The 12,635-nt window shown below is 41.4% G+C and carries 12 protein-coding genes; all 12 read right to left on the bottom strand.

The annotated features are described in order from the left end of the window. Window positions 1–8: 8 nt before the first annotated feature. The gene (clpX, locus tag B5D06_RS07215) at window positions 9–1,262 is read right to left on the bottom strand and encodes an ATP-dependent Clp protease ATP-binding subunit ClpX (protein ID WP_078737333.1); all 1,254 of its coding nucleotides are present in this window, start codon (window positions 1,260–1,262) and stop codon (window positions 9–11) included. Window positions 1,263–1,279: 17 nt separating this feature from the next. After that, window positions 1,280–1,978 (bottom strand): ATP-dependent Clp endopeptidase proteolytic subunit ClpP, encoded by a 699-nt coding sequence (gene clpP, locus B5D06_RS07210; RefSeq protein ID WP_078737332.1) that lies wholly within the window; start codon window positions 1,976–1,978, stop codon window positions 1,280–1,282. A 324-nt stretch (window positions 1,979–2,302) separates the two neighbouring features. Next, window positions 2,303–3,580, bottom strand: a complete 1,278-nt coding sequence (locus tag B5D06_RS07205) for a hemolysin family protein (protein WP_262502514.1) — start codon at window positions 3,578–3,580, stop codon at window positions 2,303–2,305. Between the two features lie 34 nt (window positions 3,581–3,614). Continuing rightward, window positions 3,615–4,220, bottom strand: a complete 606-nt coding sequence (lptC, locus tag B5D06_RS07200) for an LPS export ABC transporter periplasmic protein LptC (protein ID WP_078737331.1) — start codon at window positions 4,218–4,220, stop codon at window positions 3,615–3,617. 53 nt (window positions 4,221–4,273) lie between these two features. Next, complete coding sequence (locus B5D06_RS07195; RefSeq protein ID WP_078737330.1) at window positions 4,274–5,641, bottom strand: hypothetical protein; 1,368 nt, start codon at window positions 5,639–5,641, stop codon at window positions 4,274–4,276. Between the two features lie 54 nt (window positions 5,642–5,695). Next, window positions 5,696–6,997: a BamG family beta-barrel-assembly machinery protein gene (locus B5D06_RS07190; protein ID WP_078737329.1), complete on the bottom strand. Its 1,302-nt coding sequence runs from the start codon at window positions 6,995–6,997 to the stop codon at window positions 5,696–5,698. Next, a complete protein-coding gene (locus tag B5D06_RS07185) occupies window positions 6,969–7,733 on the bottom strand; it encodes a type III pantothenate kinase (protein ID WP_078737328.1) in 765 nt (254 codons plus the stop codon). The genes B5D06_RS07190 and B5D06_RS07185 overlap by 29 nt, the downstream gene beginning before the upstream one ends. Window positions 7,734–7,755: 22 nt before the next feature. After that, window positions 7,756–8,613 carry a lipoyl synthase gene (gene lipA / locus B5D06_RS07180; protein WP_078737327.1) on the bottom strand — a complete coding sequence of 286 codons (858 nt, stop codon included), beginning with the start codon at window positions 8,611–8,613 and terminating at the stop codon, window positions 7,756–7,758. 26 nt (window positions 8,614–8,639) lie between these two features. Continuing rightward, window positions 8,640–10,838, bottom strand: a complete 2,199-nt coding sequence (locus B5D06_RS07175; RefSeq protein ID WP_078737326.1) for a S9 family peptidase — start codon at window positions 10,836–10,838, stop codon at window positions 8,640–8,642. A 63-nt stretch (window positions 10,839–10,901) separates the two neighbouring features. After that, window positions 10,902–11,357 carry an META domain-containing protein gene (locus B5D06_RS07170; RefSeq protein ID WP_078737325.1) on the bottom strand — a complete coding sequence of 152 codons (456 nt, stop codon included), beginning with the start codon at window positions 11,355–11,357 and terminating at the stop codon, window positions 10,902–10,904. 50 nt (window positions 11,358–11,407) lie between these two features. Beyond that, a complete protein-coding gene (gene murI / locus B5D06_RS07165) occupies window positions 11,408–12,241 on the bottom strand; it encodes a glutamate racemase (RefSeq protein ID WP_078737324.1) in 834 nt (277 codons plus the stop codon). A gap of 99 nt (window positions 12,242–12,340) precedes the next feature. Then, window positions 12,341–12,635 (bottom strand): IS30 family transposase (locus B5D06_RS07160; RefSeq protein WP_143742642.1); only part of this gene is annotated, 295 nt, incomplete at its 5' end.

Below are 12,635 nucleotides of genomic sequence, written 5' to 3'. Positions count from 1 at the left end.
ATCAAAATTTAATCGCGTATGTGCAACACACTGCTATGTTTTTCTGCATATTCGCGTGTTATAACTAACTCTTTTATATCTCCTCCAGGAAGAGAGTACATTGCTTCCATCATAATAGTTTCCACTACCGAGCGTAAGCCTCGCGCCCCTAACTCCTCCTTGATAGTTCTATCTACGATATATTCCAAGGCAGCATCTTCAAAAGAGAGTTTTATGCCATCCATAGCGAAAAGCTTGGTGTATTGGCAAATGATAGAATTTTTAGGTTCCGTAAGGATACGTTTGAGGGTCGAACGCTCAAGTGGATCTAAATAAGTAAGGATGGGAAGACGCCCCAGAATTTCTGGAATCAATCCGTATGAACGTAAATCTTGGTGAGAGACGTATTGCAATAGGTTTTTGGAATCTATTTGTATCCGTTCTCCTTCATTCTGAAAGCCTACGTAACGCGTATTGAGACGATTGGCAATCTTTCTTTCTATCCCATCAAAAGCCCCCGCACATATAAAAAGTATGTGGCGAGTATTTACCTGAATGAACTTTTGGTCGGGGTGCTTACGCCCTCCTGCAGGGGGGACGTTGATGATAGAGCCTTCTAAAAGTTTTAGCAGTCCCTGTTGTACACCCTCACCACTAACGTCTCTTGTTATGGAGGGGTTATCGCTCTTGCGAGCTATTTTATCTATTTCGTCGATGAATACAATCCCTTTTTCGGCTGCTTTTTCATCATAATTGCAGGCTTGAAGCAGTCGTGTAAGGATGCTTTCAATATCCTCTCCAACATATCCAGCCTCTGTAAGAACTGTAGCATCAGCAATAGCAAAGGGCACATCCAGCATGCGAGCGATAGTTTGTGCCAATAGTGTCTTGCCAGTACCCGTAGGACCTACCATGATGATATTGCTTTTCTCTACTTCAATGTCATCTTCTTGATCGGGTTGTAATATGCGTTTGTAATGGTTATAAACAGCTACAGAAAGATACTTTTTGGCATCTTCTTGCCCCACAACATACTGATCCAAAAAAGATTTTATATGTTGAGGACGAGGTAGTTTGTTAAAGTCCAACTTGGCAAGAGCAGGATGTTCTTCTGTCGTTTGTAGTGTCTCTGGCCCCAATGCCTGACGTATAGCTTTGCCTATTTGCAGTACGCAGTCAGAGCAGATAGCGGTGGGTTCTTCTCCTTTTACCAATATGGGTACTTCCTCTTCGCCTCTACCACAGAAACTACAATGAGAGCCTGTTTTTTTCGATTTTGCCATGTGCGTTAAAATAGGGGCTACTCTTTAAGCTTGTTTTTCTTAGGAGTTAACACTTGGTCTATCATACCATATTCGAGAGCTTCGCTTGCAGTCATCCATTTATCTCGGTCGCTGTCTTTCTCTATCTGTTCAATAGTTTTTCCTGAATGGTCTGATATAATTCTGTAAAGTTCTTCTTTTACTTTCAGGATTTGTCGTGTGGCAATTTCAATATCGCTTGCCTGGCCTTGCATTCCTCCTAAGGGTTGGTGTATCATTACTCGAGAGTGGGGTAGGGCATATCTCTTGCCTTTGCTCCCTGCAACAAGTAGCACTGCTGCCATGGAGGCTGCCATGCCAGTGCAAATCGTAGATACATCGCTCCCGATGTATTGCATGGTGTCGTAAATGCCAAATCCAGCATAAACAGATCCCCCAGGAGAATTGATATAAATAGAGATATCCTTACCTGGGTCTGTACTATCCAAAAAGAGTAGTTGCGCTTGAATGACGTTAGCTGTATAATCATTTATCTCTGTCCCTAAGAAAATGATGCGATCCATCATTAGACGAGAGAAAACATCCATTTGAGCTACGTTTAGTTGTCGCTCTTCGATGATGGTAGGGGATATATATCCACCTCCCCCTCCACAAGAGGTTATATATTGATCTACTACACTCTTACTTAAGCCCAATTTCCCAGAGGCAAAATGCTTGAATTCATTTTGTAGTGTCATAGCTGTTATTCTGACTGTTTAAGTTATTATTGTCTCTTATATTCAAAAAGTAAAAGGGACTTTTAGATGCCCCTTTTGGTCTCGGATATAATTTTATATTGTCTTTTTGTTTGCTTTTTGAAACTGTTCCCCAAAAAGTCTCTACAAACAAAGATAATACTTTATTGTTGTTTTCTTACATAGTCGTAATGTACAATTGTATGTATGAGACATTTTAGTGGTGGAGAAGAGTGGATACCTGCGAACTACTATGCTTATTCTCCATCAAGAATTGTAGAGAATGAAGATCCTGTTTTGAGCAACCTACTATTACTATTATCCTGTTTAAGAGTTGCTTTTTTCCAAGATGGTGAGTTTGATGAGCTCAATGCGGGTAGAGGAGGAACGAAGTATTTTGAAAGAGAAGTTATCTACCACTACGACCTCTTTAGAGTTCGGTATATCTCTATTGTAGTAAAGGATAAGTCCCGCCAGTGTATTGTATTCGTCACTTTCGGGAAGTCCCAAAGCAAATCTCTCGTTGAGGTCGTCTATCTCGCTACGTCCGCTAATGATGTAGGTGTTGTCATCAATTTTGCGCTCAATTAATTTCTTGCGGTCATGCTCGTCTTCGATATTACCAAAAATCTCTTCTACTAAGTCTTCGAGGGTGATAATACCAGAGGTGCCACCCATTTCGTCAATAACAATGGCAATGGATTTCTTATGCTGCATAAGTTGTTTCATCAGCTTATGTCCGTATGTACTGTCAGGTACATATACGGCAGACTGCATTCTTTCTTGCCAATTTTTCCCCTTAAATATCTCGGAGCAATGTATGTAGCCTACTACGTCATCAATACTCTCTTTGTAGACGATTACTTTAGAGAACCCTGTACTTATGAAAATATTTGTCAATTCTTCAAGACTAGTTTCTAAAGAGCAAGCAACGATTTCATTGCGAGGTACCATACAGTCTCGGGCTTTCACATCGGAGAAGTCAAGGGCGTTCTGAATGATTTTAACTTCTGTATCTAAAGATCCTGAAGGACCATCGGAAGAGTAGCTCTCACTCAAATAGTGATCTAAATCTATGGTAGTAAGCCGAGCATGAGGGATAGCTTGATTCTTTTTTCCCATCAAGAAGAGGATACCTTGCGACAGCTTGGTGCACAATATACTTATAGGATAGAGTACTACATAGCTTAAAACGATGGGGAGCGCAAGGTGGCGCATGATACCATTTGGGTCTTTCTTGAATTGAGACTTTGGTAGATACTCTCCAAAAATGATGATGATGAGAGTAGAGATGATAGAGTTCGTTAGCAGAAGTAGACCATCTGATGTAATGAATCTGTGTAGTATAGGGTCTAAAATTTGAGACATAAACAACCCATACATAACCAATACAATATTGTTCCCTACAAGGATTGTTGTTATGTAGTTATTGGGGTTGCGAAAAAGAATCGTAAGGATACGACCTGTTATCCCTCCTCTGTTTCTATCCAACTCTATACGTAGTTTGTCGCTGGTTAGATAGGCTATCTCCATCCCCGAAAAGAAAGAGGAAAGAGCCAACAAAATAACGATGTAAATGAGAATATATATGTTATCTGGTGTCACGAATCTATACAACTTGTTGCCAAAAATAACAAACTTATTGCGAAGTTCCCTCCTCTTCTTTGAGTTTCATGCTTCCCCGACTGTTGTAAAAGGTGTATTTAGAGAAGTCTTGATTGGCTGTAAAATGGCTCCCCTTAAGAATTTTATCTTTTGTTATAATCGTTACTGTATCGTTGGAATAGATTTGTTTGTCTCCCTTTTTCCAGTTTAGTGTGTGGGCAAAGAATTGGTCTCCATCAAGATTTATAACTGAGATATTACCGATAAGATTCCATACTTCCTCTTCGATGTAGTAATAGGCGGTATCTGCTTCTATTCGTGCCAAAGAGTTTTTGTTACTATCGATTTTTTCAGAAACAAATCCTTTGGGGAAATACCAATAGGGACGTGTGTCAGTGCTATAGATATACCACTCTTTTGCTTTGAGCCTGTAGCGAGTTTCTCCCGAGTCAGAAACGAGTACATCTACATCTTTGGTGAGCATACTATAGGCAGAGTCTATGGAAAAGCCATGCTGCGTGGTTTCTCCCCTTTTTTCTCCACAGCCAAGCGGGGCAATCAATAAAAAAATAGCTAAAGTACCTAACCATTGATGGATAGATACTTTAGCAAAAGAGAGAAATATCTTTTTTCTTCTCATCTATATAAGAGGCCTTTGACAGATAGCTGTAATAACCTCTATAATGTGTTTATTTATCGGATTACAGTACTTTCTCCAATCCAACCACCCACGTAGAAGCTCTTTCCAGACTCCAATTCGGGGTGCATAAAGATGTCGGTAGAGGAGGGGAGAGAGCGACGGTAAGAGGCTATTAATTGACCCGCTTCGCTTGCAACCTTGGGGTCGATAGAGCGAGCTTTTTCCAACTTGTCTATTACCAAATAGTACACACAGCGTTGTCTGATAGCATCTCCTGGGAATATACTGGAGGCAGAAGCTGCATACATCTTGGCAATCAAGATAAGAGGACTACCCATAGATGGGTTCTCTGCCATAGCTTTGTTACAGAATTGACGAGCTTGTGAGTAGTTGCGTGCATTCATTTGCATCACCCCCATAGTATAGTAGCAACTTGCCTTGATATTCTTATCGGAGGTCAGAGTAATAGCTTGTTCAAGGAAGTTCATCGCTTCTGTATTACGATTATTATTCATTGCCTCTTTTGCTAATCCTAAGGCTGCAGAAGCTGTGGGTTTAATGGCAAAAAGATATTTACTTGCTTGGAAATAGATAGGATCTTTCTCGCAATCGGCACTGCGGAACATATCCAGCATTGCTTGTAAGAAAGAGATATTATTCTTGTTGGCTTCCAAATCCTTACCGTAAATCTTTACAAGGGTGCTACAATCTGCCAGACCACTTTGAGCAAAAAGGGCGTCAAGCTGTCCTTTCAAACTTCTGATATATTCCAAGCGAACGGTATCTCCCTTTTCTTCGAGTCTCTCCACAGCCTTTTCCATAAGGGCGTTCCCCTGCATGTAGTCTTTGATATATTGCTGATGCCACGCTTCGTTACCTATGGCTTTATTGAGCGAAGAGAATACGTGGAAGTAAACAGCTTTTGCATCTGCTTTTTCTCCCATTTGATTTACGATAGGTTGAGTCCATGTGTAAATCATGTTGTAGTCTATTTTATTCTTATCTACCCAATTGAGATAGTCCGTAATCTTGCTCGAGGTAATCCAATCAAGACCATACTTGGGGTCATTACCGAAGTATTTAGCACGAGTATCATACACCTCTAAAAGTTGCTTCAATAGTTGCTCCTTTTTTGCAGGATCTGTTTCGTTTTGCAACTCCCAATTGAGGATGCGTACACCATAGATGTAGATGTTTTTCGTTGCAGCAGGACATTCCGTATAAGCCGATTGCCAATAGGTACGAGCTTCTTTGAAGTTACCCTCTTTGGCGTAAGAGGTAAATAGACTTATGTTTTCTCGACATTTGATACTGTCTTGCCCTTTACCAAAAGGAGTATTTGTTTCTATTCCTGTTTGAGAATATCCCATTAGAGATGTGGCCAATAATATGGCTGAAAAAAGCACTTTAATACGTCTCATTTGTATTATCCCTTTCTTATTATTTTTTATACAATCTGCCTTTGAGCAGTCTTTTTAATCTAACTTAATCTTGCGGAACCAGCCCTCGTTAAAGCGAAGTCCCACTGTAAAGCGGAGGTAGTTTTCGTGAACAAAACCTCGAGTTTGAGGCATGAGGTGCCCATAGTCGAGGGTCAAATCCAGAAAAGATCTTCTATCAATCATAGGAATACCCACTCCGAAAGATATCCCTCCTTTATAGTATCCACTCAAGCGATTGCCTGCTCGGAGTTGAAGATAAGAGTTTTCTGCAGAAATTCCACCTCTGTACTCAATTCTTTTCCATAAAGAACGGTCAGAAGCGTTGGGAGTATAGGCTATACCTAAACCTACTTGCCATTGGTTTTGTATCTGGTACGTCTCCTTTTCGAGTATAGCTTTTTTCCAAATATTATACTGTACATCAGTTGTAAGGAGAAGTTTTTTGTTTATCTCGTAAGCTACGCCCAGACCCAATTGAGAAGGTACTTTATAGCTTGAGGAAGAACTAATGGAGTCAGATTTCGTAACCTTCGGAGGTATACCTGACTGTATGATACTTTCTCTGTATGTTGATACACTTTTTAGAGGTGTTGATGGCGTGTAGATTACTCCCAATCTAACTTTGTCTTCTTTTCCCACCGCTATAGCATATTGCATACCTACGGATGCTTTTAATCCCGAAAGCTTTAGTCCATTATAGAATAGTGTGTTGTAGGAAGAGCCTGTGTTGTAGCTAACCATTTGATTATGCTTGAGTTCTCCCAAGAGAAAAGAGGCATTTACCCCAATCGAAAAGTTTTTGAAAGGAAGAAAGGCCGTACCCAAATAAAACTCATTGATACTACCAGAGCCATTATAGTCGATAGAATATATCTGTGCACTATTATTACCTATTGGCTGCGTACTCCCAAAACGGTAGCCAACAGAGGAGTAGGGCATCGCTCCAGCACTTATTGCCATCCACTTGGTTATAGGAAAGAGCATTGTAACGTACTCAAAATTTCCCAAAAGACGACTATCTTTCTTGTTGTTTTCTGCAAACCAAGAGAAACCAATGCTGGAGGAAAAGTCTAAAATGAACGTTTGCGAATCTACTGCCGCGTACGAAGCGGGATTTTTAGGGTTTATATGTCCCTTAGAACTAAGAGCAATACCCGTATTCCCCAAACCTCGAGAAGTGTTGGAGGTAGATTGAGCCAAAGAGCCTATTCCAAATCTTGTATAGGGAGATTCGGTACTGTTGTTCTGGGCTTTGAGTTGAGGCGACAGCAACAGTACTGCCAATCCTACTAATATATATGAAACCCTATTTCTTAGTTTGTGCTGTTTGTACATTATATTCTAACAATTTATCTAACCCTTTCATTACAAGGTTCGGTTCTACAAAGGTCACATTTTTTAATTTATCCGCAAAATAGTAAGCATATCCGCCCGTCAATAATATTGTCGGTTGCGGATGCTTTTCCCTCATTCTGTTGCAATATCCCTCTATTTCAAACAGTATTCCCTCCATTATTCCTGCTATAATAGCTCCCTCTGTTGTATTGCCCCATTCTGCATAGTTAGGGGAGAGTGTTACCTCTGGGAGTTTGGCAGTTGCCTGGTGTAGAGAGATGCTTCTGGTCAAGGGACCAGGAGAGATATTTCCTCCCAGATAAACTCCTTCTGAAGAAATTCTTTCATAAGTGATAGCTGTACCGATATCTATAACGAGTATCTCATGCCCTGAGGGCGCGACATCATAGGCTCCTACTGCCAAAGCGATACGATCTGCTCCTAATTGTCCTCTTTGATAGTGGATTTCTTTAAGAGGTACTTCTGTTTTTTCATCGAGATAGAGGAAGAATGAACAGTGCTCGCGAAGAAAGTCTATAACTTCCTTTTCGGGACTACCTACGGCACAATATAAAGCTCTTAGCGATGTGTTGGGAGAAACGTCACATAGGTGAACCAAGTCGGCTTGAGAGAGTTTGTGAAATAATCTCTGTTCCGACAGTACTCCATTGTCAGACAGCGTTACTTTGCAGTAACTATTCCCCCTATCCACCAGAATGTTTCTTGTACGGAGCATACTCTGTCTCTACTATGGCAACTTATTTCTTTATAACATGCTGCTCGGCATGGTAGGAAGAACGAACCAGAGGAGCACTCTCAACATGAGTAAAACCTTTGCTAAGAGCTATTTCTTTGAGATAATCAAAGTATTCAGGAGTATGGTATTCTACCACGGGAATATTTTTCCTGCTGGGTCTTAGGTATTGCCCTATTGTAAGAATACTCACCCCTCTCTCCCGAACGTCGTCCATGAGATTTATTATTTCTTCCTCCCTTTCGCCTAAACCCAACATGAGACCTGTTTTGGTAGGAATACCCGACTGGGCTATACAGTGTAGTACCGCAAGGCTGGTGTCGTAAGTAGCCACACTACGAACAGAGGGGGTAAGGCGACGGACGGTTTCCATATTGTGAGAGATAACCTCGGGCTGTGCCGATATGATCTTCTCGACCATACAAAGGTCTCCGCGAAAGTCAGGTATCAAAACCTCGCAAGTTACCCCTGGGTTGAGTTGTTTGATTGCTAAAATTGTTTTTACCCAATGCTCGGCTCCGCCGTCTGGGAGGTCGTCTCGGTCTACACTCGTTATGACAGCGTGTTTCAACTTAAGTGTGCGCACGCTCTCTGCCACGGCTTGGGGTTCGTTGGCGTCTAAGGTAAGAGGACGACCAGAGAGGGTGTTGCAGAAGCGACAACTGCGTGTGCAGATATTGCCTCCGATCATAAAAGTGGCAGTACCTCTACTCCAACACTCACCCTGATTGGGGCAGCGACCGCTACTGCAAATAGTGTGCAGACAGTGACCCTCTATAACTTGGCGAGTTGTACCGTAAGTAACGCTACCCCCCATTTTGATGCGAAGCCACTCTGGTTTTTTTACAAAGTTACTGGGCATAGAACCTTATAATAGTAAAAGGATTTTTATAGGTTTCTCTTTAGGAAATCAACTTTCTTCTTATAAAGATGCTGACGAGTATTTCCACCATAAATACTGTGATCTTTATCGGTGTAAATAGCCATCTCAAAAGGAATGTCGTGTTGTACTAAGGCCTCAACAAAGTCCATAGCATTCTGTAAGTGTACATTATCGTCTGCCGCTCCATGTATAATCAGAAGATTTCCTTTGAGGTTTTGTGCTAAATGTAAGGGGGCTCCCTTGGAGTAGCCAGCAGGATTTTCTTGAGGAGTGCGTAGGTAACGTTCTGTGTAAATTGTGTCGTAATAACGCCAATCTGTAACAGGAGCTACAGAGATACCTGCCTTGAAGACGCCCTCTCCTCTACACATCGTTAGTAGGGTCATATAACCACCAAAACTCCACCCCCATATTCCTATACGAGAAGCATCTATATAGGGTAGTTTGCCAAAGGCTTTTGCAGCAGCTATTTGATCGTCTGACTCGAGTATACCCAGTTGCATATAAGTACTCTTACGCCATTCTCTACCTCTTGACCCTGTACCGCGACCATCTACACACGCTACGATATACCCCTCTTGGGCAAGGTAGTACTCCCAACCAATACCAAAACGGTCTAATACTTCCTGAGAGTCTGGACCGCTGTATTGTACCATAAGAAGAGGGTACTGTTTGTTAGGGTCAAAATCTTTGGGCTTTTGTATCCATCCGTTGAGAACAAGCCCGCCGCCAATTTCGAGTTGGATAAATTCTTTTTCGTTGAAACAGTATTGTCGTATTTTCTTTGCCAAAGCTTTATTATCCTCCAGCATACGCAACTCTTTACCATCTTTACTGCTGTGAATAGAGTATTGAGGGGGGATAGATGTGCTACTAAAGACATTTAAGAAGTGAGTAAAGTCGCTGCTAAAAGTCGCATTATTTATACCCTCTTTGCCAGAAAGGACACTCGTCTTTCCAGTAGGAGTTACTTTCAAAACTCGGCGTTGGGTAGCTCTCACATCCGCAGCTTGGTAATAGATATTTCCCTCTTTATCTGCCCCGTAGAGCGTTAGTACATCATAAGTCCCCTTAGTAAGCTGCGCTTTCTTTTCTCCGACCGTGTTGTACTGATAGATGTGAGCATACCCATCTCTCTCACTTACCATGGTAAAGCCCTTTTTCGAAATGATAAGACTACGTATCCACTCGGTTTTTATATAGGCGTCATCGGTATCTCTTAGAGCTTGCTGAGCAATAAGCGTTGCGGGGTTGACCAAGAAAAGCTTAAAGTCGTTTTGATGTCTATTGAGTGTGAAAACAGCCAATCCATTGTTGATGGGAGTAAACTCTATGCGAGGCAGGTAGGCTTCTTTATCTATGGGAAGAGCTACCTCACGAGCTGTTTTCTGGTTAATGTTATAGACAAATAGAGAGACATCTGAATTTTTTTCTCCCGCTTTGGGATACTTGTAGGTGTAGTTTACAGGGTACAATCTATTACCGTAGAGGGGCATATCGTAGGCTTTTACCTCAGACTCGTCGAAACGTACATAGGCGAGATAGGCATTATCGCCACTCCATGTAAGAAGCTTGGTACAGCCCAACTCCTCTTCATAAACCCAATCTGTAGCACCATATATGATTTCGTTTTTTTTGCCATCGGTTGTTACCTGTATTTCGCTATCGAAATCAAATTTGCGTATGAATATATTGTTATCGCGCACAAAAGCTACCATCCGTCCATCTGGACTAAAGGTAGGGATCATGATAAGTCCTTCCTGCGAACTTAATGGAGCTAAACGCTTTCTACGAACATCGTAGTGGAAGACTTTGGCACGTGAGGAATGTCGGTATATTTGCTCAGTCTCTGTCATGAGTAAAATATGGTTTCCTCCAGGGGCAATGATATAGTCATCGATCTTTTTTATGGGCACCTCCTTTTGTGTAGAGAGGTCAAATAAAACACTTACTACCTTGCCTGTGGCAAACACGGACTGAGTTATCTTGGTTCTCTCGTAGTTTAGTTCTGTATAGTAGCGTCCATCGTCCATAGAACGAAAGCCTCTTCCTGCATGTTTGTAAGCAAAGTGCCAGTTAGTAATTTCTTCGATGGAGAATGATTTTTCCCCATTTTGAGCACTTGCAGTCTGATTGGAAGATATTCCGAAGCAGAGTATAAAAAGGGTAGCAAAAGAAGAGAAGATTTTTCGGGACTTTAACATGATATATATATCTATTCTAATTTGAGTAACATACAGTGAAGAGTGGTTCCCCTTCCTTAATTCTTATCGATGCAGAGTAATAACGGGCTTTTTGTCCTTTTTATTTTGATAAAGAAATGCTTCCTGCCCCTTGACGTTGATATAGGTTACCGACTCTAAAAGAGAGTAATATTGGGTTTCAAATGCATTGCCTGGGCATCCTACAAGAGTAGAGAAAACATCTTCTACTTTTATTTCGCCCGAGTTTTTTATTGTAAACGCTGCTCCGTAGATATTGCAGATCGCTTTCCCATTCAATCTCATTTCCTTGGCATCAAAGTTGAGCGTTACAGGCTCTTCACTATTTACAGTCTCTCCATTGATGTGAGTAATGTGCCAATTCCCCACAATCTTATCCAGGGCAACGCCCTTATGGATCATCTTGCAAGAGCATGATGTAAGAAGTGTAATTGTTGCTACAGAAGCAAGTAAGGTGGACACAACCAATAGTGCAGATAAAAGTTTCTTATTCTGTTTCATAAATTAATTCAGGGTTGTTAGGGGTAATTTTTCTTTGTTGCTAAAATAACTCAGTCTATTGAGATTTGCTCTGCGCAAATTTTCTCTTGGAGGAAAACCGAGGCTTTTTCGACAAATTTATCGGCTTGCTCGGTACTTAGATAACGGGTAGTTCCGTTCTTAGAGAGTCTTTGCTCCATCTCGACATGTCTTGATAAATAGTCTTTCAGAGAGGAGGCTACATATTCTCCCTGCGCTATAATGTGAACAGCAGGGGGAAGGTATTGTTTGATTTTTTCTTGTAACAAAGGGTAATGTGTACAGCCCAATATGACAGTGTCAATAAGAGGGTCTTTTGATAAAAGAGCATCCAGATGTTTGCGAACGAAGTAGTCCGCCCCAGGACTGTTATACTCCCCGTTTTCCACCAAAGGAACCCACATAGGGCAAGCCTCCTCGTGTACTGTAAATAGAGGGAACAACTTCGCAATTTCTATTGGGTAACTGTGACTGATAATAGTCCCTTCTGTGGCTAAAATCCCCACATGCTTGCTTGTGCTTAACTGGTCTACGATCTCTATCGTTGGGCGGATTACTCCTAGTACCCTCCGAGTAGGGTCTTCCATGTTAGGTAAATCTTGCTGTTGTATTGTGCGAAGAGCCTTTGCCGAAGCAGTGTTGCAGGCTAATATGATTAAGGGACAGCCAAAAGAAAATAATTTTTTTACCGCTTGGAGCGTAAACTTGTGAACAATTTCAAAAGAGCGACTGCCGTATGGAGAGCGAGCATTATCTCCTAAATAGAGAAAGTCGTACTGGGGCATCGCTTTACGTATTTCGTTAAGGATGGTAAGTCCGCCATAACCAGAGTCAAATATCCCAATGGGGGCTTTTTGCTGCAACATTCTACTCGCTTACTGCTCTTTTTCGACTCCCAAAGTTACTACTTTTCTCGAGAGAAAGGTATCTGTGTTGCAGGATTTGCCATATTGCAGATTCCAGAGTCAAGTGCAACGTTGTTGCAAATATACGTCAAGGGCTTCTATAGGAGATTGAAAGTTTAGCTTTTTTCTGGGTCTGTTGTTTAGCAGGCTTTGTATTGTTTTGATTTGTAGTTTCGATATTTCGGAGAAAGAGGTTCCTTTCGGTATATATTGTCTTATTAGTTTGTTTAGATGTTCTATGTGTGGTTTTTCGGTTGAGCAATAGGGTTTTGCAAAGAAAACGGGAATTTTGAGCGCCCTTTCGATGGAAGAAAAAGCCATAAACTCGGCACCATTGTCCGTTGTGATAGAATGT

The organism is Porphyromonas circumdentaria, assembly GCF_900167105.1.
GTDB classification, from domain to species: domain Bacteria; phylum Bacteroidota; class Bacteroidia; order Bacteroidales; family Porphyromonadaceae; genus Porphyromonas; species Porphyromonas circumdentaria.
This window is presented reverse-complemented; position numbering and strand designations above follow the sequence as displayed.

Bases quoted from the DNA above. Each gene is read 5' to 3' on its own strand.
- lptC (WP_078737331.1), bottom strand. From the start codon at position 4,220: ATGAGAAGAAAAAAGATATTTCTCTCTTTTGCTAAAGTATCTATCCAT.
- B5D06_RS07190 (WP_078737329.1), bottom strand. From the start codon at position 6,997: ATGTACAAACAGCACAAACTAAGAAATAGGGTTTCATATATATTAGTA.
- B5D06_RS07175 (WP_078737326.1), bottom strand. From the start codon at position 10,838: ATGTTAAAGTCCCGAAAAATCTTCTCTTCTTTTGCTACCCTTTTTATA.
- clpP (WP_078737332.1), bottom strand. From the start codon at position 1,978: ATGACACTACAAAATGAATTCAAGCATTTTGCCTCTGGGAAATTGGGC.
- clpX (WP_078737333.1), bottom strand. From the start codon at position 1,262: ATGGCAAAATCGAAAAAAACAGGCTCTCATTGTAGTTTCTGTGGTAGA.
- lipA (WP_078737327.1), bottom strand. From the start codon at position 8,613: ATGCCCAGTAACTTTGTAAAAAAACCAGAGTGGCTTCGCATCAAAATG.
- murI (WP_078737324.1), bottom strand. From the start codon at position 12,241: ATGTTGCAGCAAAAAGCCCCCATTGGGATATTTGACTCTGGTTATGGC.
- B5D06_RS07170 (WP_078737325.1), bottom strand. From the start codon at position 11,357: ATGAAACAGAATAAGAAACTTTTATCTGCACTATTGGTTGTGTCCACC.
- B5D06_RS07185 (WP_078737328.1), bottom strand. From the start codon at position 7,733: ATGCTCCGTACAAGAAACATTCTGGTGGATAGGGGGAATAGTTACTGC.
- B5D06_RS07195 (WP_078737330.1), bottom strand. From the start codon at position 5,641: ATGAGACGTATTAAAGTGCTTTTTTCAGCCATATTATTGGCCACATCT.